This is a genomic window from Elusimicrobiota bacterium (assembly GCA_016706425.1).
In the GTDB taxonomy this organism is placed as follows: Bacteria; Elusimicrobiota; Elusimicrobia; order FEN-1173; family FEN-1173; genus JADJJR01.
Window position 1 is genome coordinate 2,293,121 of sequence record JADJJR010000001.1, and the last position, 23,244, is coordinate 2,316,364.

The 23,244-nt window shown below is 64.9% G+C and carries 26 protein-coding genes; 3 read left to right on the top strand and 23 right to left on the bottom strand.

Annotation, left to right across the window (positions count from 1 at the left end; translation table 11 throughout):
• Positions 1 to 6: 6 nt before the first annotated feature.
• The 6 genes from IPI56_09425 to IPI56_09450 are packed head-to-tail and all read right to left on the bottom strand — an operon-like array spanning position 7 to position 3,910.
• Positions 7 to 1,521, bottom strand: coding sequence for a F0F1 ATP synthase subunit alpha (locus IPI56_09425; GenBank protein ID MBK7545945.1), 1,515 nt, complete (start codon positions 1,519 to 1,521; stop codon positions 7 to 9).
• 13 nt (positions 1,522 to 1,534) lie between these two features.
• Positions 1,535 to 2,083 (bottom strand): ATP synthase F1 subunit delta, encoded by a 549-nt coding sequence (atpH, locus tag IPI56_09430; GenBank protein MBK7545946.1) that lies wholly within the window; start codon positions 2,081 to 2,083, stop codon positions 1,535 to 1,537.
• Complete coding sequence (atpF, locus tag IPI56_09435; GenBank protein MBK7545947.1) at positions 2,083 to 2,589, bottom strand: F0F1 ATP synthase subunit B; 507 nt, start codon at positions 2,587 to 2,589, stop codon at positions 2,083 to 2,085. Before atpF ends, atpH begins: the two co-directional genes overlap by 1 nt.
• Before the next feature lie 7 nt (positions 2,590 to 2,596).
• Entirely contained in the window at positions 2,597 to 2,914 is a 318-nt protein-coding gene (locus tag IPI56_09440; GenBank protein MBK7545948.1) for a F0F1 ATP synthase subunit C, read from the bottom strand.
• 52 nt (positions 2,915 to 2,966) lie between these two features.
• The gene (atpB, locus tag IPI56_09445; protein MBK7545949.1) at positions 2,967 to 3,704 is read right to left on the bottom strand and encodes a F0F1 ATP synthase subunit A; all 738 of its coding nucleotides are present in this window, start codon (positions 3,702 to 3,704) and stop codon (positions 2,967 to 2,969) included.
• A 5-nt stretch (positions 3,705 to 3,709) separates the two neighbouring features.
• Positions 3,710 to 3,910, bottom strand: a complete 201-nt coding sequence (locus IPI56_09450; protein ID MBK7545950.1) for an AtpZ/AtpI family protein — start codon at positions 3,908 to 3,910, stop codon at positions 3,710 to 3,712.
• Positions 3,911 to 4,042: 132 nt separating this feature from the next.
• Between IPI56_09450 and IPI56_09455 the strand changes: the two genes are divergently transcribed.
• Positions 4,043 to 4,390 (top strand): hypothetical protein, encoded by a 348-nt coding sequence (locus IPI56_09455; protein MBK7545951.1) that lies wholly within the window; start codon positions 4,043 to 4,045, stop codon positions 4,388 to 4,390.
• Here IPI56_09455 and IPI56_09460 read toward each other — a convergent pair.
• From IPI56_09460 to IPI56_09480, 5 genes are read right to left on the bottom strand one after another with little or no spacing between them, the layout of a single operon-like run.
• Entirely contained in the window at positions 4,296 to 4,958 is a 663-nt protein-coding gene (locus IPI56_09460; GenBank protein ID MBK7545952.1) for a hypothetical protein, read from the bottom strand. The genes IPI56_09455 and IPI56_09460 overlap by 95 nt on opposite strands.
• A gap of 57 nt (positions 4,959 to 5,015) precedes the next feature.
• Complete coding sequence (locus IPI56_09465; GenBank protein ID MBK7545953.1) at positions 5,016 to 5,240, bottom strand: cold-shock protein; 225 nt, start codon at positions 5,238 to 5,240, stop codon at positions 5,016 to 5,018.
• Positions 5,241 to 5,277: 37 nt separating this feature from the next.
• Positions 5,278 to 6,153, bottom strand: a complete 876-nt coding sequence (folD, locus tag IPI56_09470) for a bifunctional methylenetetrahydrofolate dehydrogenase/methenyltetrahydrofolate cyclohydrolase FolD (protein MBK7545954.1) — start codon at positions 6,151 to 6,153, stop codon at positions 5,278 to 5,280.
• The gene (locus IPI56_09475) at positions 6,134 to 6,667 is read right to left on the bottom strand and encodes a ribonuclease H-like domain-containing protein (GenBank protein MBK7545955.1); all 534 of its coding nucleotides are present in this window, start codon (positions 6,665 to 6,667) and stop codon (positions 6,134 to 6,136) included. Before IPI56_09475 ends, folD begins: the two co-directional genes overlap by 20 nt.
• Positions 6,664 to 7,548, bottom strand: a complete 885-nt coding sequence (locus IPI56_09480) for a hypothetical protein (GenBank protein MBK7545956.1) — start codon at positions 7,546 to 7,548, stop codon at positions 6,664 to 6,666. Before IPI56_09480 ends, IPI56_09475 begins: the two co-directional genes overlap by 4 nt.
• 141 nt (positions 7,549 to 7,689) lie before the next feature.
• On the opposite strand from IPI56_09480, the gene typA reads away from it, so the two are divergent.
• Both typA and IPI56_09490 read left to right on the top strand, forming a co-directional pair.
• A complete protein-coding gene (gene typA, locus IPI56_09485) occupies positions 7,690 to 9,531 on the top strand; it encodes a translational GTPase TypA (protein ID MBK7545957.1) in 1,842 nt (613 codons plus the stop codon).
• Complete coding sequence (locus IPI56_09490; protein MBK7545958.1) at positions 9,528 to 10,718, top strand: trans-2-enoyl-CoA reductase family protein; 1,191 nt, start codon at positions 9,528 to 9,530, stop codon at positions 10,716 to 10,718. Before typA ends, IPI56_09490 begins: the two co-directional genes overlap by 4 nt.
• A 4-nt stretch (positions 10,719 to 10,722) precedes the next feature.
• Here IPI56_09490 and IPI56_09495 read toward each other — a convergent pair whose 3' ends face one another.
• The 12 genes from IPI56_09495 to alr are packed head-to-tail and all read right to left on the bottom strand — an operon-like array spanning position 10,723 to position 23,209.
• The gene (locus tag IPI56_09495) at positions 10,723 to 12,828 is read right to left on the bottom strand and encodes a hypothetical protein (GenBank protein ID MBK7545959.1); all 2,106 of its coding nucleotides are present in this window, start codon (positions 12,826 to 12,828) and stop codon (positions 10,723 to 10,725) included.
• Positions 12,829 to 12,856: 28 nt separating this feature from the next.
• Entirely contained in the window at positions 12,857 to 13,624 is a 768-nt protein-coding gene (gene rlmB / locus IPI56_09500) for a 23S rRNA (guanosine(2251)-2'-O)-methyltransferase RlmB (GenBank protein ID MBK7545960.1), read from the bottom strand.
• Entirely contained in the window at positions 13,621 to 15,051 is a 1,431-nt protein-coding gene (locus IPI56_09505) for a cysteine--tRNA ligase (protein ID MBK7545961.1), read from the bottom strand. The genes rlmB and IPI56_09505 overlap by 4 nt, the downstream gene beginning before the upstream one ends.
• A complete protein-coding gene (locus tag IPI56_09510) occupies positions 15,048 to 15,533 on the bottom strand; it encodes a 2-C-methyl-D-erythritol 2,4-cyclodiphosphate synthase (GenBank protein MBK7545962.1) in 486 nt (161 codons plus the stop codon). Before IPI56_09510 ends, IPI56_09505 begins: the two co-directional genes overlap by 4 nt.
• Entirely contained in the window at positions 15,530 to 16,192 is a 663-nt protein-coding gene (gene ispD / locus IPI56_09515) for a 2-C-methyl-D-erythritol 4-phosphate cytidylyltransferase (GenBank protein ID MBK7545963.1), read from the bottom strand. Before ispD ends, IPI56_09510 begins: the two co-directional genes overlap by 4 nt.
• Before the next feature lie 19 nt (positions 16,193 to 16,211).
• On the bottom strand, positions 16,212 to 17,237 hold the full coding sequence (locus IPI56_09520; GenBank protein MBK7545964.1) for a PIN domain nuclease: 1,026 nt from the start codon (positions 17,235 to 17,237) through the stop codon (positions 16,212 to 16,214).
• A gap of 41 nt (positions 17,238 to 17,278) precedes the next feature.
• On the bottom strand, positions 17,279 to 18,655 hold the full coding sequence (gene radA, locus IPI56_09525; GenBank protein MBK7545965.1) for a DNA repair protein RadA: 1,377 nt from the start codon (positions 18,653 to 18,655) through the stop codon (positions 17,279 to 17,281).
• Positions 18,652 to 19,173, bottom strand: coding sequence for a bifunctional nuclease family protein (locus IPI56_09530; protein MBK7545966.1), 522 nt, complete (start codon positions 19,171 to 19,173; stop codon positions 18,652 to 18,654). Before IPI56_09530 ends, radA begins: the two co-directional genes overlap by 4 nt.
• A gap of 1 nt (position 19,174) precedes the next feature.
• Complete coding sequence (locus IPI56_09535; GenBank protein MBK7545967.1) at positions 19,175 to 20,539, bottom strand: MCE family protein; 1,365 nt, start codon at positions 20,537 to 20,539, stop codon at positions 19,175 to 19,177.
• Positions 20,536 to 21,300: an ATP-binding cassette domain-containing protein gene (locus IPI56_09540; GenBank protein ID MBK7545968.1), complete on the bottom strand. Its 765-nt coding sequence runs from the start codon at positions 21,298 to 21,300 to the stop codon at positions 20,536 to 20,538. The genes IPI56_09535 and IPI56_09540 overlap by 4 nt, the downstream gene beginning before the upstream one ends.
• Positions 21,297 to 22,091, bottom strand: coding sequence for an ABC transporter permease (locus tag IPI56_09545; GenBank protein ID MBK7545969.1), 795 nt, complete (start codon positions 22,089 to 22,091; stop codon positions 21,297 to 21,299). The genes IPI56_09540 and IPI56_09545 overlap by 4 nt, the downstream gene beginning before the upstream one ends.
• A complete protein-coding gene (gene alr, locus IPI56_09550; GenBank protein ID MBK7545970.1) occupies positions 22,088 to 23,209 on the bottom strand; it encodes an alanine racemase in 1,122 nt (373 codons plus the stop codon). The genes IPI56_09545 and alr overlap by 4 nt, the downstream gene beginning before the upstream one ends.
• Positions 23,210 to 23,244 lie beyond the last annotated feature (35 nt).

Below are 23,244 nucleotides of genomic sequence, written 5' to 3' on the forward strand. Positions count from 1 at the left end.
TTGGGGTTAGGCCTTGAACCCGGCCTTGAAGGTCGCGATCGCCTCGGTCAATTGAGTTCGCAGGGCGTCGTCCACGTCTTTTTTATCGCCGAGGGCCTTTAACACGCCCGCGCCGGCCCCGTCCAACCAGACGAAAAATTCGGTCTCGAACCGACGGAGGGATTCCACCGCCAGATCGTCCAAAACGCCGTTGGTGGCGGCGAAAATCAGCGCCACCTGTTTGGCCACGGGGATCGGCCGGTATTGGTCCTGTTTCAAGATTTCCACGATGCGTTGGCCCCGGGCCAATTGGGCCTGGGAGGCCTTGTCGAGGTCCGAGCCGAACTGGGCGAAGGCCGCCAGTTCGTTGTACTGCGCCAGGTCGAGGCGCAATTTGCCGGCGGTTTTTTTCATGGCCTTCACCTGGGCCGAACCGCCGACGCGGCTCACGGACAGGCCGACGTTGACGGCCGGACGCACACCGGAATAAAACAAGTTCGACTCCAGGTAAATTTGCCCGTCGGTGATGGAAATGACGTTTGTCGGGATGTACGCCGAAACGTCCCCCGCCTGGGTTTCAATGATGGGAAGGGCGGTGAGGGAGCCGCCGCCGTTCTTGTCGGACAATTTGCAGGCCCGCTCCAAAAGGCGGGAGTGGAGGTAGAACACGTCGCCCGGGAAGGCCTCCCGCCCCGGGGGGCGGCGCAACAGGAGCGACAATTGCCGGTAGGCCGCCGCGTGCTTCGACAGATCGTCGTAAACGCACAACACGGGCTGGCCCGCCCACATGAATTCCTCGCCCATGGCGCAACCGGCGTAGGGGGCGATGAACTGGAGGGGCGCCGCTTCGGCGGCCGTGGCGCTGACCACCACCGTGTAGTCCATGGCGCCGAAATCCGTCAACTTCTGGACGACCTGGGCCACCGTGGATTGTTTTTGCCCCACCGCCACGTAGATGCAGATCGGCCGGTTCGGTTCGCTTTTCTGGTTGATGATGGTGTCGATGGCGATGGCCGTCTTGCCGGTTTGGCGGTCGCCGATGATGAGCTCCCGCTGGCCGCGGCCGATGGGGATCATGGCGTCGATGGCCTTGATGCCCGTCTGCAGGGGTTCCCGCACGGGCTGGCGTTCGACGACGCCGGGGGCGACCACCTCGATGGGACGCGTCCGCTCGGTTTTGAGGGGCCCCTTGCCGTCGATGGGCTGGCCGAGGGCGTTGACGACCCGGCCGATCAAAGCCGGGCCCACGGGCACGCTCATCACCGCGCCGGTGCGGCGGACCTCGTCGCCCTCTTTGATCAAGGCGGATTCGCCCAACAGCACGGCGCCGACGCTTTCGCGCTCCAGGTTCAAAACGATGCCCACCACCCCGTGGGGGAACTGGAGCATCTCCCCCGCCATGGCGCGGTCGAGGCCGTGCACGCGGGCGATGCCGTCGCCCACCTGCAACACGGTGCCGACCTCCTTCGTTTCCGTCGAGAGGTGAAAACCTTCGAGGCGTTCCTGGAGGACGCGCGTGATTTCTTCCGGTTTGATCGTCATGGCCTTTTCCTTTTTAAGCGGCGCGCGTCGCGGCAAGAGACACCCGCAACCGCTCCAACTGGTTTCGCAACGAATTGTCCCACACGCGGTCGCCGACCCGGATCGTCGTCCCGCCCAAGAGCGCGGGATCGACCCGGGCGTCCACCCGCACCGGACCCCCGTGGGCCGTCTCGAGGGTTTTTTGCCAACGATCCCTCTCGACCGCCGTCCAGGGCGCCGCCGCGGTGACCCCCACGGACAAGACGCCGGCCGCTTCATCGGCCAGGGCGTCAAAGGTCGTGGCGATCTCGGGCAAAGCGTCCCAGCGCCCCTTTTCAAACAACAACCCGGCGAAAGCGGCCAGCAAGGGCGCCGCGCCGGCTTTTCCCACGATCTCCGCCTTGACCGCGCCGGGCAACCGCGGGTGGCGCAGGGCCTCCGCGAGGGCCGGGGTGTCGACGAGGATTTTCAATAGGTCGGTCAGGTCGCGGCGCACCGCGTCCACGGCCTTCCGGGCCCGGGCGGCCGCGAAGAGCGCCCAGGCGTAGCGACCGATGATGGGGCGGTCCTGGGGCTTGAGCACTATTTTTTCGCGGCCCAACTCTCGAAGTCGGCCAGGGCCTCTTTCATCAAGCGTTCCTGGTCGGCCGCACCGAGCTCCCGGCGCAACAATTTCTCGGTGGACTTGAGCGACAGCTCCGCCATTTCCGCCCGCAGTTCCCGGGCAAGGCGACGCTCCTCCTCGGCCAACTTAACGCGGGCGGCGGCGACCATCTTCTCGTTCTCCGCCTGGGCGGCCTTGATCAGGTCGTCCTTGAACGCGCGGGCCCGGTTTTCCGCTTCCGTCAACAGTCGCTGAGCCTGGGCTTCGGCGCGCGACAGCCGCTCTTCATAATCCCGCCGGAAGTCCTCGGCCACCCGACGCGCCTCATCGGCGGCCTGCCGGGTTTTGCGCAGGTTCTCTTCGCGCTCGTCCAGGCCTTTGAGAATGGGACCCCAGCCGAACTTGGCCAACACCCCCACCAGAACGAGGAAGGCGGCCACCGTCCAGACCATGAGGCCCACATGGGGCGTGAAAAGCTGCTCCACGCGATTCTTAGTGGGCCGAGGCGGTCGCGGCCGGCGCGTCGGCGGCGGTGACGGACGGGATCGCCTTCAAGCCGAGGTTCAAAACGATCATGATCAGGACCAACAGGCCGACCACGCCCAAACCTTCGATCAAGAACACGTTCAACTGCATGTTCTTTTTGATGGCGTCGGCGGCTTCGGGCTGGCGGGCGGTGCCTTCCACCGCGGCGGCGACGATCTTGGCGATGGCGCCGGTGGCGGCGTACACAACGATGCCCGCGCCCAGGCCGGCGGCCAAGTAGCCCAGCCCGAGGAAGAATTGCTGCGTGGTGATGATTTCGGTCATAGGAACAGCTCCTTTGTGATGTGCAACCTCCCCGCCGGGGGCGGGGGTGAGATCAATGGTCGGGGTGGACCGCGCCGCCGACGAAAATCGCCGTCAACATCGTGAACACGTAGGCCTGCACGAAGGCCACAATCAGTTCCAAGAGATAAATGGCAACGGTGAGGAGCACCAACACCGGCGCCACCGTTAGACCCACGGGCCGGCTGCCTTGCCCGAACAGCAAAATCAACCCCAAGAACACCAGGACGACGATGTGCCCCGCCGTCATGTTGGCGAAAAGCCGGACGCAGAGAGCGAGGGATTTGGTGAAGTAGCCGCTCAACTCCAAGAGAAAAATAAAAGGCCGGAGGGGCCAGGGCACACCGTGGGGAACCATGTTGCCGAAATGATGGAAAAAGCCATGGCGGCGAATGCCCGTGAAGTGGATCAAAAAAAACGTGGTGAGGCTGAGGGCGGCCGTGACGGAGATGTTGCCGGTGGCCGAGGCCCCCCAGGGCACCAGACCCAGAAGGTTCATGAAGATGATGAAAAGGAACAGCGTGACAAAATAGGGGAGGAACGCGCGCCCCTCGCGACCGAGGGCGGGGTCGACGATTTCAACGCGGAGGAACTCGACCAGCGCCTCGAGGGCGGCCCGCGGGCGCCCCCCCGCGCGGGCACCAAACACCACGGCGGCGGTCAGGAGACCCGCGATGGTCATCATCAACATGTGCTTGGTGTAGGTGAAAACGCCCCATCGCGCCAAGGGCGCGTCCGCCAGGTGATGGATGATGAGACTCGAGAAATCCATATTCCTCAATGGTCGCTGCGAATGAGATGGTAAAAGCCCAACACCGCCCCCCCCAGAAACCCCAGGACGACCCCCCAAGGTTCCGTCGACCAACGGCGATCGACCCACAACCCCGCGCCGAGCCCCAACGCCACGGACACCCCGAACTGCATCCCGTGGAACAACCCCGACCGATCGTGGGGCGGCGGACCGGGCGGGATCGTCATGGAGGAAACCTCGCGAGAAACAATGAAAAGGGAACGCGCCGCGAACCACCGGCGTGGCGAAAATATTACCAAAACCGTCCGGACGTGTCAAAACCGTTGCGAAAAGAAGCCGGGTTTTGTAAAAACGAGGCCGTGGCGAAAAAGAAAAAAAACCGGACCGACAAGCGATTGGGCGACCGCCGGCAGATCGACCGCCGGGGACGACGCCGGCGTTTGGCCAAGAAGGCCCCGGCGGCGGGGAAACGCCGCGCGGTCACCGATCGTCGCCGGGTGGACCGCCGCCAGGGCGTGCGCCGCCAGGGCGACACCTATCTGGCGAAAATCCAGGAGTTTGAGACCGAAAAACCGACCGTTCCGCGCCCACCCGTCGACGAGGACGAGCCGGTCAATCTCCTCGAAACCGGCGACGATTCCGAACGACTTGCCAGCGAAGGCGAAGAGTCGTCCACAGATCCGGACCCAGAAGAAGAAAGTAATTGACCAACCCCGCGCCCACCCCGAGGCGCGACCACCCCGACCCCGCGATCACCGTCCACGCCAGGGTCAACCACGTCACCCCCCCCAGCCATCGCACCTTCACCGGAAGGAAGAAAAAGAGAAGCACCTCCGTGTCCGGGAACAGGGTCGCAAACGCCAAAAACAAGCTCGCCTGCAAATAACCGTTCGTCACCAAACCGCCGTCGGGCCAAAAACCCAGCGCCGCCGTGGCCACGGCGCCCGTGAAAAAATAAAAGGTGAACCGTTCCGTGCCCCAAACGTGCTCCAGGGACGCCGCCATGGTGTACAGGAAAGAGAACCAGAAAAACATGAGCACGGCGTTGGCGGGAAAATCGACGCGAAAGAACAAAAACGTGTCGATAAAAGGAGGCACAAAGAGGAACGTCGCCAGGCGCCACCATTCCCCGGCGGCGAGGTCGGCGCGGGAGAGCGTGAGGCGCTCCACCAGCCCGGGTTGGAACATTTCAAACAAATAAACCAGTGCGTGGGATCCCACGAGGATGAGCGGGAGCCCTTCGAGGCCGGGCCAACGGAGACGACGGGAGAACACAATAATAAACCGGCCCCTTCCGCCGCGCGCGGGGAAGGGGCCGATGGAAAAGACCGGTTAAGAGGCCGGGGCCGGTTTGGGCTCGGGCTTCACGTTGGCGGCCGACGGTCCTTTGGGGCCCGCGGTCACCTCAAATTCGACGCCTTGCCCTTCGACGAGGACTTTGTCTTTCCCCTTCGCCTGAACGGCCGAATGGTGGACAAACACCTCCGGGCTGCCGTCTTCCGGAACCAGGAAGCCGTATCCCTTCACTCTGTTGTACCACTTCACTTTGCCTTTCATGAAGCCTCCCGGGCGCGTTGAACGGACGCCTGCTTTCTCATGATAACTGTTTTTCGGCGGCTTGCGCGGTGTTCCACAAGAGCATGGCCACGGTCATGGGACCCACGCCGCCGGGCACGGGCGTGATCGCCGAAGCGCGCGCGGCCGCGGGCGCGTAATCCACATCCCCCACAAGGCCCTCCGGCGTCCGATTGATGCCCACATCCACGACGACGGCGCCGGGCTTCACCCAATCGCCCCGAACGAAGCGCGGTTGACCGATGGCCGCCACCAAAATATCGGCTTCCCGGCACAGGTCCCCGATGTTTTCGGTGCGCGAATGGGCGACGGTCACCGTCGCGTCGGCCGCCAGCAAAAGCGCGGCGAGCGGTTTGCCCACCAAATTCGAACGGCCGACCACCACCGCCCGCCGACGAGCGATGGGCACCTGGTTCTGTTCCAATATCTCCATGACCCCGGCGGGCGTGCAGGGCAGGGGCAGACCCGTGGCCCGTACCTCCGACCAACTCCGCAGGGCCATCCACCGGCCCTGGTTGGAAGGATGAAGTCCGTCGGCGTCCTTGGCCGGGTCCAGGGCCAACAGGATGGGTTCGGCGTCGAGCGGTTTGGGCAAAGGGAGCTGCACGATGACGCCGTGGACCCGGGGGTCGCGGTTCAACCGTTCCACCTCGGCCCGTAACCCGTCCTGGGACACGTTCGCGGGCAGCGGCACGTGTATCGACGTCATGCCGGCCGCTTCGCACTTTTTTATTTTTTGGCCGACGTAAACGTGGGAGGCGGGGTCGTCGCCCACCAACACGGTGGCCAACCCGGGGACGACGCCCGTTCGTTTTTTAACCGCGGCCGCTTTTTCCGCCACCCGGTCGAGCACCCGGGCCGCGGCGGCCTTCCCGTCAAGTACGCGCGCGCTCATGAACGTCTCCTTGGCCGGCGGGCCGGCGGGCGGGGGCCGGACCGACCTTCCCCACAACGCCCAGCTTGAGGGCGAGGGCCTCCAAATTTTCAACATCCTCGCGGTTGTAGCGCAACAGCAAATCCAAAGCGCCCGTCTCGCCCCGTCGGTGCGCGTGCCAGAGACGGATCGCCTGCAGGCCGTCCACGCCCTCGGTGTCGCGGTGAATGCCGAGTTGCGCTTCGACTTTTTTGAGGCCGCCGTAAAGATTGTTGGCCCAACAATCCAGCATGAGGTCGCGGTGGCGGAAGAGCGACTCCACGTCCGCGCCCAATTGCTCCTTGATCAAAGGCAAGTCGAACCGGGCGCCGTTGTAGGTCATCACCGACTCGACGCCGGACAGGAAATTCAAAAAATCGAACCGGGAAAAATTCGGACGCACCCATTGTTTGGCGCCCCGGTCCGGACGGAACACGCCGACCACCGTCAGGGCCTTCATTTCGTCGGTTTCAACATCGACGTAAGCGCGGATCAATGGGTCACCCAGAGGCGGGCTTTTTGCGGCAGAACCTCAAATTCCACGTGACAGGCCCCCTTCGCCGGCGGCGGTTCCCCATCGGCCTGGGGCCAAACGGGGGCGTCCGTCTCCAGGGCGATTTTTCGGGCGGTGATTTTGGTGACTTTCCGGTCGAACAGGGGATGCCCGAGCCGCCCGCGCGCGAGCCGCAGCGCCAAGCGCGCCTTGTTCCGGGCCGGAACGAGGTACAAACGCAACCGCCCGTCCTCCGGCGACACGTTCCGCTCGAAATGCAGGCCCCCGGAGAAATAGGGCCCCAACGCCGCGAGCGTGAAGTAGTAGGACCCCTCCAATTTCCCGGCGTCCCAATGGGCGTCGATGGAAATGGGTTTCATGGCGGTCAAGACGCGCCAGGGGGGCGACTTCTTATTGTAGGAGGGACGGGGACGGCCGAACCCGGCGTTGTTGATGAAAATGTCTTCGCCGTCGAAAGCCGGCGCCCGCGCCGACGTTTTCCAGGCCACGCGCCCCAAGGACAACGCGGCGAGGCGCCCCTGCGGCGCGGAGGCTTCCCAGCGGCCCCAGGATTCTTTGGCCAGACCGTAGTAACGGGCCAGGTCGTTGCACGTCCCCGCCGGAACAAGGGCCAACTCCACCCGGTCCAGGGCGTCGCGCTGCCAGAGGCCCCGCACGACGCGGTGAAAGGTGCCGTCGCCCCCCCACACCACCAACCGGCCGATGTTCGCCTTGAGCGCCCAATCCAAAAGCGTTTCGGTGTGGTGGGGGTTTTGCCGGTCGATCAGGGCCCACTGCGAAAGGTCTCGGCCGAAGGTGGTCAACGCCGTCACCCAAGGCGCCTGTCGCAAGGACGGATTCATGAGATGGAAAACGCCGGCCATAGAGAGCCTATTTAACCATACGAGGAGAAACTGTGCTATAATTCGACCGCTTCACAGCCGTCCCGCCCGAACAAACCCCTATTCCTTCTGTCCTTGAGGATCGGCCCCGGTGGGTGGCCCATTTTTTATCCGAGGTGTAATATGACTTCGCCAACGGCCCGCCGAACGGACGTTCGCAACATCGCCATCATCGCCCACGTCGATCACGGCAAAACCACGCTGGTGGACGCCATGTTCCGACAAACCGGCGAATTCAAAGTGAAGGCCGACGCCGCCCAGGAGTGCCTCATGGACTCCAACCCGCAGGAGCGGGAGCGCGGCATCACCATCCTGGCCAAATGCACCTCCGTGCAATTCGGGGACGCGCGCATCAACATCGTCGACACCCCGGGCCACGCCGATTTCGGCAGCGAGGTCGAGCGCATCCTCACGATGGTGGACGGGGTTTTGCTTTTGATCGACGCCCTGGACGGCCCCATGCCTCAAACGCGGTTCGTCCTGCGGAAGGCCCTCGAACAAGGCCTGCGGCCGATCGTCGTCATCAACAAGGTCGACCGCCCCTTCGCCGACCCCGCGAAAGCGCTCAACAACACGTTCGATCTGTTTGTCGACCTGGACGCCAACGAGAAACAACTGGATTTTCCCATCGTCTACGCTTCGGGCAAGAACGGGTGGGCCAGCCTCGACGCCCACCAACCGACCCCGGACCTCAAGCCCCTGTTTGAAACGATCCTCCGCCACGTGCCGGGCCCCGCGGTGGACGCGACCCAACCCCTGCAAATGCTCACCACCATGGTCGATTACAACAGTTACGTGGGTCGCATCGCCATCGGACGGGTTCACGCCGGACGGGTGTCGCGGCTGCAAAACGTCCTCCTGATGAAACAGGACGGTCGACGGTTGCCCCTGCGGGTCACGAAGCTGTTTGGGTTTTTCGGTCTCGAACGGCGGGAAATCGAATCGGCCGAAGCCGGAGACATCGTCGCCATCGCGGGCATGGAGGAGGCCCGGGTGGGAGACACCGTGGCCGACGCCGAAAACCCCGCGGCGCTGCCCCCGCTGCTCATCGACGAACCCACCCTGTCGATGGAGTTCATGGTCAACGACAGCCCTTTTTCGGGTCGGGACGGGAAGTTCCTCACCTCCCGGCACCTGCGCGAACGCTTGGAACAGGAACTGAAGACCAACGTGGGATTGCGCGTGGAGGAATTGGATCAAAACGTCTTCAAGGTGTCGGGCCGCGGCGAATTGCACCTGTCGGTCCTGATCGAAACCATGCGGCGGGAAGGGTTCGAGCTGGCCGTTTCCCGGCCACAGGTCATCGTCAAAACCGAAAACGGCCAAACCCTGGAGCCCGCCGAATACCTGCTGGTGGACATCGAACAGGGCTACCAGGGCGTCGTGATGGAAAACCTCGGCAAGCGCGGATTGGAAATCAAAAACATGCACGCCGACCACCACGGCCGCCTGCGGATCGAAGGCGTGATCACGGCGCGGAACCTGATCGGGTTTAAAGCGGAATTCCTGGCGCAAACCAAAGGCACGGGCCTCATGCACCACAGCTTCCACGGGTACATCCCCCGGGCGGGCTCCCCCACCGGGCGCGCCGCGGGCGTCCTGATCGCCAAAGAAACCGGCTTGGGCACGTCCTACGCCCTGGAAGGCCTGCAGGCGCGGTCCATTCTCTTTGTCGCTCCGGGCACCGACATCTACGCGGGCATGATCGTCGGGCAAAACGCCCGCGAGAACGACATGGTGGTCAACCCCTGCAAACGCAAGGCGCTCACCAACATGCGCGCCGCCGGTTCCGACGACCTCGTCCAGCTGACACCGCCCCGGGTCTTCACCCTGGAGCAGGCCATCGCCTACATCGAAGACGATGAGCTGGCGGAAATCACCCCCAAAAACATCCGGCTTCGGAAGAAAGAGTTGGACCACAGCCTTCGACGCAAGGCGGAAAAGGAAGAGGAGGACGCCGCGTGATCATTCGACCCCAGTCCAAAGGATTCATTTGTTTGACGGCGCACCCGGACGGGTGCGCGCAGAACGTCCGCGAACAAATCGCCCACGTGCGCGCCCGCCTGAAGGGCCCCGGACCGAAAAACGTTTTGGTGATCGGCTCTTCGACCGGGTACGGGCTCTCGAGCCGGATCGCCGCCGCCTTCGGGCACGGCGCCAAAACCGTCGGCGTGTTCTTCGCGAACGCCGCCGAAGGCAAACGCACGGCCGCGCCCGGTTGGTACAACACGGCGGCCTTCGAAAAAGAGGCCGCGGCCGCCGGACTGTTCGCCGCCAGCGTGAACGGCGACGCCTACTCCGACGAAGTGAAGGCGAAAACCCTCGCGCTCATCAAAGAGAAGATGGGCCCGGTCGACCTGATCGTCTACAGCCTGGCCGCGCCGCGACGCACGCACCCGCGCACGGGCGAGGTGTTCAACTCAACCTTAAAACCGATTTTGCGCAGCTACACCTCCAAGACGTTGAACTTTCAAACGGGCCAGATGGCGGACGTCACCATCGAACCCGCGACCCAAGCCGAAATCAACCACACGGTGGCGGTGATGGGCGGGGACGACTGGGCGTTGTGGATTGACGCGCTCGAAGGCGCCGGCCTGTTGGCGCCGGGCGCGGTGACCGTCGCCTATTCATACGCGGGCCCGGAGGCCACGGCGGCCATATACCGCCGCGGAACCATCGGCCGCGCCAAGGACCATTTGGAGGCCACCGCTCACCGCCTCGAGGGGCGGCTGGCGCGCACCGGCGGCCGCGCCGTCGTGTCGGTCAACAAGGCCCTGGTGACCCAGGCCAGCGCCGCGATCCCCGTCATGCCGCTCTACATTTCCCTGCTTTATAAATCCATGAAAGCCCGGGGGATTCACGAGGGCTGCGTGGAGCAGATGGCCCGGCTGTTCGGGGAGCACCTCTACGCGGCCACGCCCCCGCCGATGGACGAAGTCGAACGGATTCGGGTGGACGACTGGGAAATGAGGGCCGACGTTCAAACGGAGGTCGGCCGTCGATGGGACAAGGTTCGTCCGGACAACGTCGACCGCCTTTGCGATCTCGCCGGATACCGCGAGGAATTTTTTAAGTTGTTCGGGTTCGGTTTTGCGGGGGTGGATTACGAAGCCGACCTGGACCCCGCGGTGCCCATACCGTCCATCCGATAGGCGACTACCACCACACGGCGGGGGCGGTTGAGGGTTGAGTCCCTTTTTTGGTCGGAATTGTCTTTTTCGGGGTCTTGGGCGCCGGTTTTGATTTCCCGGTGCTCTTTTTGGTTGAAAAAGCCGACGGCCGGCGGGTGGTTTTCTCCGGCGTGACTTGAATTCTCCGTTTGCGCGCGTTCCGCGCGAGACCTTCGCGGACTTCCTCCTCGCGCAACCACGTCAATCCCTCTTCCGCGCGGGTTAAATCCAGCGATCCCAACCGCGCCTCTTCCATCGCCCTTTCCAGTTGGGTCCGCCGGTCCGCCGCCGGACGTTTGCCCGACAAAACACGGGCCACGCGGGCGTCGAAATCGGCCTGCTCGCGGTCGCGCTTGGCTTTGAGGTCGCTTTGCCGGTCGATGGCCGCGCGCACGGCCGACAAATCGGCTTGGCTGTCGCGGTATTTTTCTTTCAACTCATTCAAAAACCGCAGGTCCTTTTCGTAAAACAGGACCGGAGCGCCCGATTTGAACCGGTCGCTCAATTCCCGGTCCAAGGATTTTTGATCGGCCGCTTTGATGGGATTCCAAGCGAAAACCCAACGGGTCGCCACCACGGTGGAACCCAACCCCAACAACACCCCCCCCAGCAAGACGGCCCAACGCAATTGCGCCCGGTAAAGTTTCATTAAGGGCAACAGCAGCACGGCCGCCACCAGAAGCCCCGCGGCGATTTGCATCCCCGCCATTTGGAAAATGGCCCCGGCTTTGTGGAGGCCCCTGTCCATGCCCCAAATCCAAGCGGCGTTGGCCGCGGCCAGGGCGATCGCGGCCGCCCCCGCGGTGATCGCCGTTTCCCGGACCACCTTGGAACGCCATTCGGAAAGAATGAATTGGGCGCTGGCGTTCTCCGGCGCGTAGGACAGGGTTTCCTTGGCCAGATCGATGGCGCGCCGCCAATCGCCCGCCCGTTGCGCCTCCTCCGCCGCCATGGCCACGTTGTCCCCGAGGGAAAGAATGGGGTCTTTTTCGGCCACGACCGCGGGGTCGCCCGGCTGAAGCCAGTAACTGAACTCCTGGCCCGCGCAGTACCCGCTGACGCGAACGACGCTCCCCTCCTCGACTTCCAAACGGTATTTCACCCCGCGCGCGCCCAAGGGCATTTTGGATTTCAAGCGTTCCGCCAATTCGACAAAAGCGGCCTTGATCGAGGGCGGAAAAGCCGCCGCGGCGACTTGCTTGTCAAGCGGCTCCCCGGCCGGCAAATTTATTGTCCCCACCGGGACGGTTTTGGACATCGCCATGTCGAGGGCTTCCCTCGGGGCCGGGGTCACGAGCGCGTGGCCCTCGAGTTTCACGGGGCGAAAATCCGATCGGAAGGCCTGGCCGAAAGCCACTTTCTTGTGGCCGGCGCAGGCGGAGCAAAGCGCGGTCCCTTTTCCCTGGCACACGTGGCAAACGCCCTTTCCGCCGCCCTGGCATTGCGGGCACGTGAGGCGCCCCCCCTGGCAATGGGTGCATGGAAACCGCCCGGACCCGTTGCAGGCATCGCAGCGGGTTGAATGACCGCCCACGCCGCCGGCGGTGATACGGCCCTCTCCCGAACACTTGATGCAATGGACTTTTTCAAGCCCCTTGCAATAAAAACAGGGTTGGGCGCCGCCCCCCAGGCAAGTCGTGCAGGCTTCTTCGCCTTTTCCAAAACAGGTCTTGCATCCCATCTCGCCCCGTTGGAAGCACTCGCGGCAATCCTCGGCCTGAAAACTCCCGGGGACGAAATAGGCCTCGGCGTGGGGTTTGAAATCGTCGCGGCTTTCAGACGGGTAAGACCAGACGTCGGTCGGACCTTTGGGCGGCTCCGGGGGAGGCCCCGGCGGAATCGTGGCCGCGAGCTCCGGCGTGAGCGGTTTGGTGACCCGCTCCAGCTGACCGGTCCGCGTTTCGGAAAGGACTTCGAGGGAAAATCGGTACCCCGGCACGCGCTCCCCGCGGGTCACGTGCAAGTGGGAGTCCACCCGCTGACGGACCTGCGCGCCGCGCGTGCGCAGATGCGCGAGCAAGGCGTCTTTAAACGGTTCGAGCTCGGCGGGGGTGAGCTCCTGGACCTCGGCGAAAGGGATGAGCAAGGGCATGGTGTCGGCGCGGCCAACCGCCCGCGCTTTAAAGCTTAGGGCGAGTTTGGGCCGCGGTCAAGCCCCGGCGATGGAATTCGTAAAGCAGGGCGGCCGCCGCGCAGGACGCGTTGAGGGAGGGGACCCCCCCGGCGCCGGGGATGCCGACGAGCGCGTCGCAACGTTCGCGCACCAGACGGTGAAGGCCCTCCCCTTCGGCCCCGATCACGAGCGCCGCGGGATGGGCGAAATCCATCTTGTGGACGGGTGCCCCGGCCGCGTCGGCCCCGTACACCCAATACCCCTTCGCTTTGAGATCCAGCAACGCCTGGGCCGTGTTGGCCACTTGCACGAGGGGCACGACTTCAAGGGCTCCGGCCGCGGCCTTCGCCGTGACGCCGGTGACGCCGGCGGACCGCCACCGGGGGATCAAGACCCCTCCGGCGCCGAAAAAAGCCGCGCTCCGGGCGATGGCCCCCAAATTGTGCGGATCGGTGATGCCGTCCAGGACCAACAGCAACCCCGGCGCGCCCTTCGCCCACAAATCGTCCAACACCGCCAAGCGGTGGGGCGACACCCGGGCCACGACACCCTGATGGGTCTGGCCCGGCGCCAGGGCGGCGATGCGCGCGCGGTCCACCCATTGGAAAACGATCCGGTGCTCGCGGGCCAACGGCAGGATGTCGTCCACCGCGCCGACGCCGCGCTGGAGCCACAGCTTGTGGACGCGCCCTTCGCGCAGGGCCGCGATCACCGCGTGGCGCCCCCAGACCGTGTCGGCCGGGTCGGCGCCTTCGTTTCGATGGGAAAAGGTCATTGCCGCCACCACCGGGGCCCCTGCGGCGTGTCCTCCACGGTAACGCCGAGGGCGAGCAGTTCGGCGCGCAGGCGGTCCGCCTCGGCCCAATTCTTGGATTTGCGCGCCGCCTCCCGCCGCGCCACGCGTTCGACGACGGCCGCCTCGGCTTCGCCGTCCGAAGACGCCCCGCCCCCCACTTCGATTCCGATGACATCCCGAAAGGTGGCCCGCACCGATTCCAAACCACGCCGCAACCCTTCCCCGTCGATGGCTCTGGGCTTTTCCACCCGCTCCTTCAAATCCCCCAAAAGGGCGAACAAGGCCGCCAAAACCTTGGGGGAATTGAAATTGTCGGCCAAGGCCGCGTCCACGGTGGGATCAAAGGCGTCGATCGCCGCGGCGAGCGCTTTCGCTTCCTTGGGCTTGGCGTCCAGGGGGGTTTTGAGGGCCGCGTCCAGACGCCGAAGGTCGGCGTCGACCTCGCGCAAGCGGGCGGCGGCGGCGGCCAATTGTTCGTCGGAAAATTCCAGCGGGCCCTTGTAATGGTGCGTCAACAGGAAATACCGCACGGCGCGGGGCGCGAACTTCTTGAAGATGTCCTCGAGGGTGAAGAAATTGCCCAGCGATTTGGACATCTTTTCTTTGTTCACCGTCACAAAACCGTTGTGGATCCAGTAGCGGGCGAAGGGCCGTCCGCTGGCCCCCTCCGATTGAGCGATTTCGTTTTCGTGATGGGGGAACACGAGGTCCTGCCCCCCGCCGTGAATATCGAAGGTGTCGGCACCGAAAGCCGTCCGGCTCATGGCCGAGCATTCGATGTGCCAGCCGGGCCGCCCCGGCCCCCAGGGCGAAGGCCACGCCGGCTCCCCCGGTTTGGCGGCCTTCCAAAGGGCGAAATCCAAGGGGTCGGTTTTCCGATCGTCCGCCTCGACGCGGGCCCCCACCTGGAGGTCATCGGGAGACCGCTTGGACAACTTGCCGTAGCCGGGGAATTTGCGGACGGCGAAAAACACGTCGCCCCCCGCGGCGTAGGCGAGGCCCTTCGCCACCAGGCGCTCGATGAACGCGACGATGGCGGGCAAGCTTTCCGTCACCCGGGGGTAGGCGTCGGCCCGGCGCACGCCGAGCCTGTCCATTTTTTCAAAATAGTCGGCGATGAAGCGGTCGGCCAGCGCGGCGGGGGGTTCCCCCCGCTCCGCGGCCCGGCGAATAATTTTATCGTCGATGTCGGTGAAATTTTGGACGTGGGTGACCGCGTGGCCCAACCGCGTCAACGCCCGGCGGATAAAATCGAAGGTAACGTAGCAGCGGGCGTGCCCCAGATGGCACGCGTCGTAGGGAGTGACGCCGCAGACGTACATGTTCACCCGGCCCGGGGTCAGGGGGTGGAAAGTCTCCTCCTTGCCCGAGAGGGTGTTGTGGAAGCGAACCGGGCGCGCGGTCACGCGACGACGCCGGCCACCGCCAGGGCGGCCAGCCCCTCCCGACGGCCGACGAACCCCATGCCTTCGTTCGTCTTCGCTTTGACGCTCACCCCTTCGAGCGGCACGCGCAGGGCCCGCGCGATTTTGGTTCGCATGCGGTTCTTGTAGGGACCGATCCGCGGCGCTTCGGCCAACAGCGTCACGTCCACGTGGACGACGCGGCGGCGACCGAGGCGCGCGCGCGTGTTTTCCAAAAGTTTCAGGCTGTCCGCGCCCTTCCAGCGGGGATCGCTGTCGGGGAAAAACGTTCCGATGTCGCCCAAACCCGCCGCGCCCAGAACGGCGTCGATGACGGCGTGAAGGACCACGTCCGCGTCGGAATGGCCGTCCAGTCCCCGGTCGTGGGGAACGGTCACCCCGCCCAGGATCAACGGCCGGCCTTTTTTGAACCGGTGGCTGTCGTAACCCAAACCCACCCGGGCGACGGGGGACCGGGCGCTCATCGTTTCCGCAACAACGCGCGGCACAGCGCGATGTCCTCCCGGACGGTGACTTTGAAATTGCGCGACGAACCGAGCACCAATTCGACCGGGCGGCCGGAACGCTCCAGGGCCTGCGCGTCGTCCGTCAATGGCCCGGCGGCTTCAAAAAGCGCCCGCGCCAAATCCCGCCGGAAACCCTGCGGGGTTTGCGCGAGCCACAGGCCCGCCCGGGGAACCGTCCGCCGAACCCAGGGACGTCCGCCGCGGAGCGTCGCCTCCTTGACGGTGTCGGGAACGGGCCACGCGGCCAACGCCGCGCCCGATCGCCGGACCCCGGCGATGACCCGCGCCACGACGCCCGCGTCCACCAGGGCGCGCGCCGCGTCGTGAATCAAAACGGTGTCGGCGACGGGCGGGAGAGCGCGAAGGCCGGCGCGGACCGAATCCAGGCGTTCGGCGCCGCCGGGGACAACGGCCGTCACCTTGCGAAAACCCGCCCGGGCCACCGCGCGCCGCACGGCGGCCGCGCGCTCGGCGGGGACGACGATCGCGACGGCTTTGATCGCCGCCATCCGCTCAAACACGCGGAGGGGCCATTGGTAGAGCGGTCGTCCCGCCACCGGTTGGAATTGTTTGGGTTTGCCGAACCGCCGACCGCGGCCCGCCGCGACCAGCACCACGCCCACCGCCACGGAACGCCTACAGGTCCGGGTGGGCGGGCGCGTCCGCCGCCGGGCTTTCGGGGCCTTTCACCATTTTGGTGAAAATCATGCGCCCCGCCGACGTTTGGAGGATGGAGCTGACGGTCACCCGGACTTTTTGGCCGATGGCGCGGCGGCCCTCTTCGACCACCACCATGGTTCCGTCGTCGAGATAAGCCACGCCCTGCTCGCGCTCCTTGCCCTCTTTCAACACGAACACGTTCATGCCCTCGCCGGGCAGGACGACGGGTTTGAGCGCGTTGGCCAGATCGTTGACGTTGAGGACGGTCACGCCCTGGAGCGCGGCGACTTTGTTGAGGTTGAAGTCCGTGGTCAGGACCCGGGCCCCCAGCTCCTTGCCCAAGGCCACCAATTTACCGTCGACTTCCTTGATGTCCGGGAAATCCTTGTCGAACACGCGCACGGGCAGGTCGGGGTTTTCCTGGAGGCGCGTCAAAATGTCCAAACCCCGCCGTCCGCGCGCCCGTTTGGCGCCGTCCCCGGAATCCGCGACCGCTTGCAATTCCCGCAGAACGAACCGGGGCACGACCAGGGTTCCGGCGATGAATTTGGTGTCGCACACGTCCACGACGCGACCGTCGATCAAAACCGACGTGTCGACCAAATACGTGGTGAGCGACCGTTTCTTGCCGCCTTTGACGATGAGGTCCCGGTCCAGCATTTCCAATTCCGATCGCTTCTGGACGGCGATCATCATGCCCAGGAAAGCGAGGGCCACGTAGCCGATGACGGAATGGTTTTCGGCCGTTTGATAAACTTGTTCCAAACCCGCCGAGAACAACCCGAACAGAATCAGTTTGGTGGCCACCAAACCGACCACGGCCCCGATGATGGCCGAGATCAGCGCGTCGAGCGGAATGCGCTCGATCAAGAATTCCAACCCGATGATCACGCCCGCCAACACCAGGCCGATCAAAATGCCTTTGGCGTCCTTCGACACCTGGGTGTAGCCGACCAACGGCCCCACCAACAGCAACAACCCCCGCATCACGTTCAGGATCATGACGTTCCCTCCGTCTTACGAATGAATGGCACGAATAAAATTCAGTGCGGCGACAACGCCGCCGCCCGCAGGGCCTCGTCCAAGGTGGCCGTCGGGACGATGGACAATCCGGGAGGGGCCGCGCGCGATCCGCCGGTCCGGGGCACGATCGCCCGGGTGAACCCCAATTTGGCCGCCTCGGCGAGGCGCTCCGTCACCTGGGGCACGGGGCGCAGTTCCCCGCCCAGGCCCACCTCGCCCAGCCACACGACGCCGCCGGGGACGGCGCGGTCCAAAGCCGCGCTGGCCACGGCCGCGCACAGGGCCAAGTCCGCGGCGGGCTCGCGCAGATCGATCCCCCCCGCCGCCTTGATGTAAACGTCCTGCGCGTCCAAATGAAAACCGCAACGCCGATCCAAAACAGCGACGAGCAACACCGCCCGGTTGTAATCCACCCCCGCGACTTGGCGGCGCGGCGTCCCGAAGAGCGTGCGGGCCACCAGGGCCTGCACCTCGGCCAAGAGCGGCCGGGTGCCTTCCAGGGCGGCGAGGACCGCGGTGCCCGTCGGGGCCGCCCCGTCGCGCGCGCCCAAAAACAGCGCGGACGGGTTGGCGACCTCCATTAAGCCCTGCCCCGTCATTTCAAAAACGCCGATTTCATTGGTCGGCCCGAAACGGTTTTTGACGGCGCGCAACAACCGGTACACGTCCTGCCGTTCCGTCTCGAAATACAAAACGGTGTCCACCATGTGCTCCAAAACCCGCGGGCCCGCCAAATCCCCGTCTTTTGTGACATGGCCCAACAGGAACACCCCGATCCCCTGGCTCTTGGCGACGTGAACAAATTCGGCGGCGCATTCGCGAATCTGGGCGACAGACCCCGCCGCCCCGGGCACCTCGCCCTTGACCAGGGTCTGGACCGAATCGACGACCACCGCGCCCGGGCGCAGGTCTTTGACCATTTCGATCACCCGGCCCAAATCGGTTTCGGAGGCGAACAACAAAGACGGGTTGTCCACCCCCACGCGGGCCGCGCGGCCCCGCACCTGCTCCGGCGATTCTTCCCCGGAAACGTACAACACCCGAAAATCCGCCTTGGCCAAACGGTCCGCCGCCTGCAGGATCAGGGTGGATTTGCCGATGCCCGGGGGCCCCCCCAGGAGAACCAAAGAACCCGGCACCAGCCCGCCGCCCAGGACCCGGTCGAACTCCCCGAGGCCCGTGGCGCGCCGCGGCAGCGTGACCGATTGGATGTTGGCCAGGGGGGCCACCGCCGAAGAAAAGTCCGTGAGGCGACGCCCCGCCGACGGGCGCGCGGCGGTCTCGGCGCGCTCTTTCAAGGTGTTCCAGCGCCCGCAGGCGGGGCACTGCCCGGCCCATTTGGGCGTGTCGACCCCGCATTCCCCGCAGACGAACACCGTGCGGGTTTTGGTCTTCACGGCGCCTCGGTCCCGGGTTCTCCGGGGGCGTCGCTCTTTTTCTTCAAATCGCGGAAAAAGTCTTCGGGCGTCATGGTGTCGAGCTTTTTCTTGAAATCCTCCACCTCTTCGTCGCTGATCGGTTTAAGGAGCGGGGGACACGCCTCAAAAACAGCCTCGGCCACGAAGATCGGCCGGTTGCGGCGCACCGCCAGGGCGATGGAATCGGACGGCCGCGCGTCGAGCACCAGCGGTCCCGCCGGGCGAGCCAGGTGGACCTCGGCGAAGAAGGTGCTGTCCTTGAGTTCCGTGATGACGACCTTGTCCAAGGTCGCCCCCAGCTTTTCCAGGGCGTCGAGCAAAAGATCGTGGGTCAAGGGGCGGGGAAATTTTTGGCCCGCCAGGGCCATGCCGATGGACCCGCCTTCGTACAAGCCGATCCAGACGGGCAGAAGGCGCGGGCCGCTCACTTCCTCCAACACGAGCACGGCCTGTCCCCCAACATTCGCCAGGGAATAGATACGGGTTTCAACGGCCATTTCAACGCGCCAAGCCGACCAGCGCCAGAAGGAAGGCCAGGTCCTTGTCCTGGAACACCAGGTTGGCGTTGACGGTGAAATTTTTGCGCTCCGCCACGTCCTCCACCTGGGCGCCGATCCACAACCACGGGTCGATGGCTTTCACCCGCGCTCCCACGTTGTAGACGGGCTTGTCGAACGTTTGGCCCTGGAAGGACTCATCCCGGCCAAAATTGTAGGCCTCGGCTTCCAGCTCGAGACGCCGGTTCCACCCGGTGGACGCGGGCAACGGACGCAGCTTGAATCCCGCGCCCCCCGCCGATCGAAGAAGGCCGCCGTACAACGTCAGCGGCCCGAATTCGTGGCCCATGACGGCGGTGATGGTGTTGCGTTTTTCCAGGTCGGTGTCGGGCTCGGTCCGGTCCTGCCGCTCGCCCAAATTGTTTCCGCCAAGGTAATAGTACTTGCCCGGGCGGGGATACATGTAAATGCCCAGGTCCGGGTGCCAGCGGTCGTCCTCCATATCAAAGCGCTGGCGGTAGTCCCAATAGAGTTGTATCGAAGCGATGCGGTTGGTGAACCCCTGGAGGTCCTTGGTGGCCTTGTTGACGTTGCTCATGGTCTGGTCGAGGTTCTTGCCCAACTCGGGGTCGTTGACGAGACGGCCCAGCAAGCCCTCGCCCTTCTCCACGTTGGCCGCGATGCGATCCAGGCGTTCCGATATCGACCGGAAATTGGCCAGGGCGATCTTCACGTCCTCTTTGCGTTCGCCGGTGATCTCCCGCAGGTCCGCCGCGACGCGGTTGGCGTTGGCCGAAAGCGCGCGGATGTTGCGAACGATGTCGGCGATCTCGGTCCGTTGCTGGCCGATGGAGTCGGCCAGGGCCTTCGAGACCGTCTGGAAATTATTGACGGTTTGACGGAGGTTCTTGGTCAAAGACCCGTACTCGGGATCGTCTTTGAGAAGGTCCCCCAGCTTGGACATCACTTCGTCGAAAGAAAAGGACGCCGTGCCCTCAATCTCCTCGCCGGGGGCCAACACGCGGCCCTGGGGGTCGCCCAGGGTTAGGCCCAGGTATTTTGAACCGATCAGCCCCGTGGACGACACGCGGGCGCGGGCGCCCTGGTGCACGGCGATGGTTTTGCGGACCCGCACCTTGACCCGGGCGCGGTTGCCCGCCAAGGCAATGGTTTCGACCTTGCCCACCTCGACCCCGGCGACTTTTACGGGCCCCTTTTCGGGAAGGCCTTCGGCGCTGTCGAACAGAACGTACAGGGGGTACGTGCCGTGGAACTGAACGTCCCCCAGCACCAGCACCCCGAAGGCGAAGAGCATGGTCCCCGCCAAGGTGAACAGTCCGACTTTTGTCTCTATGGAAACGCTCATACGTGCGACCTCACCGGCATTTGGATCGGGCCCTGGGACGATCCCGTGATGAACTGATGCACCAAAGGGTTGGCGGAGGATTGAATTTCCGCCGGCGTTCCGGCCTGCACCAACCGCCCCTCGTGCACCATGGCGATGCGGTTGGACACCTTGTAGGCCGATTTCATGTCGTGCGTGACCACGATGGACGTGATGTTGAGCTTCTCCCGGATCCCCACAATGAGATCGTTGATCACGTCCGACATGATGGGATCGAGCCCCGTGGTCGGCTCATCGTACATAATGTATTCGGGTTCGTGGGCGATGGCCCGGGCCAAACCCACGCGTTTTTTCATCCCGCCGGACAATTCCGCCGGTTTCAAAAAAGCCACCTCGGACCGCAGGCCCACCAACCCGAGGCACCGCTCGACGATTTCGTCGCCGCGGGACAATTCTTGGGGCTTCAAATTCCGGATCCCGAACAGGATGTTTTCGGCCACCGTCAACGAATCGAACAACGCGGCGCCTTGGAAAAGAAAGCCGAACTTGCGCTGCACGGCCGCCAAGGCCTCTTCGTCCATGTCGGTCGTTTCTTCGTTGTCGACCCACACGCGGCCGCGGTCGGGCTTCAACAACCCCACCATAATTTTGAGCGTCACGCTCTTGCCCGTGCCGGAACCGCCGATGATGGTGAGCGTTTCGCCCTGCCGGACTTCCAGGTCCAAACCGCGCAACACACGGTTTTGTCCGAAGGCCTTGTGGACCCCTTCGAGCCGGATCATCCGATGCCCACCGACACCAGGAACGCGCTCAAAAAATAGTCGCTCACCAAGATAAAGACCATGCTGACCACGACGGCGCTCGTGGTCGCCTGCCCCACCCCCTCGGCGCCCCCGGAGGTGCGCAGGCCTTTGTAACAGGCCGTGGTGACGATGATGAGAGCGTAGGCCACGGACTTTATCAATCCGTGCATGGCGCCCTCCAATTCGATGGCTTTGATCTCGTCCCAATAAACAGACGTGGGCACATCCAGACGCAAATGCGCCACCAGGTAGCCGCCCAAGATGCCGATCACGTCGGCGTAGACCGTAAGGAGGGGCACCATGAGGAGGCAGGCCAAAAAGCGCGGGACCACCAGGTAACGCACGGGGTTGGTCCCCAGGGTGCGCAGGGCGTCCACCTGCTCCGTCACGTTCATGGTGCCGATTTCGGCTGCGATGGAGGCGCCCACCCGGCCGGCCACGACGACGGCCGTCAACACCGGTCCCAGTTCTTTCAGCAGAGACAGCCCCACCACGGAGCCCACGTACAAGGGTTCGTTAAACACCTTGGCGAAGGAGTACCCGGTCTGCAGGGCCAGCACCATGCCCGTGAAAAGCGCCGTGAGGCTCGTCACGGGGAAGGATTGGACGCCGACCTCCAACATTTGAGCGAAGATGTTGCGCGTGTCGAGGGGCGCCTTGACGATCCAATAGACGGTTCGCCGCAACAACGCCACCACGTTGCCGATCGTCTCCGCCAGGTCCAGAACCTGCCGGGCGAGCAGTTTCAGGGGGGCGAGCAGGGGCCTCACGCGCTCCCCCGCACGACGCGGGGCACCCGGCGGGAAATCCCGCAGAGCGTCTCGTAGGGAATCGTGCCCGCGGCCGCCGCCATGTCTTCGACGGTGAGGCGGTGTCGGCCCTGGGCGCCGATCAGCACGGCCTCGGCCCCGGGTTCCACGGCGGGCACGCCCGTCACGTCCACCAAAATTTGATCCATGGTGACCCGCCCCACCACCGGGCAGCGGCGTCCGCCGACGAGGACCGTCCCTCGGTTGGAGAGCGCGCGGGCGTAGCCGTCGGCGTAGCCCACCGGGAGGGTGGCGATGCGCGAGCGGCGTCGGGCCCGCCAAGCCCACCCGTAAGACAGGGGGGTGCCGGCCCGAACCGTCTTCACAAAGACCACGCGGCTCTTCCAGGACAACACGGGTTGCAACAGAGGCCGCCGGGGCGCCGCGCCCAGGGACACGCCGTAAAGCGCGAGCCCCGGCCTGACGAGATCCATCCACGTGGCGGGCTGGGTCAAGAGTCCCTGGGAATTGGCAACGTGCCGCAGGCCGCCGGAGAAACCCGCGACGGCTTCGCCAAAAGATTTGAGCTGGACGGCCGTGGCGGCGGGGTTGTCGGCGCAGGCCAGATGGGTGAACACCCCCTCGACGCGCAGCCAGGGGTTGGCGGCCCAAACGGGCAGGACGTCCCGGGCCGTGGCCGGGGCGAGCCCGATCCGCCCCATGCCGGTGTCCACTTTGACGTGGCAGGCCACGGAGCGGCGGCGCCGGGCGGCGCGACGCGACAAAGCCAAGGCCGACGCGCGGCCCGCCACCGTCGGCGTCAAGCCCCGCTCCAAAACGACGTCGTAGCTCTCAAAGGGATAGAGGCTGCCCAGGAGGAGGATTCGCTCGCGGACGCCGGCGTCGCGGAGCGCGACGCCCTCCTCCACGGAAGAGACGCCGAACCCCCACAGGCGTTCGCCCAATTGGGCTCCGGCGGCGGCCCGCGCCAAGGTCGAAGCCCCGTGCCCGTAGGCGTCCGCCTTGAGAACGGCCATCAATTTCACCCGACGGGGGAGGAACGCCGCCAGGGCGCGCAGGTTGTGCTTGAATGCCCCCGGGTCGATGTCCGCCCAGGTCGGGCGCCAGAAGGAGGCCATGGGTGAATTATCGCTTTTTCGGCAAACAACGCGCC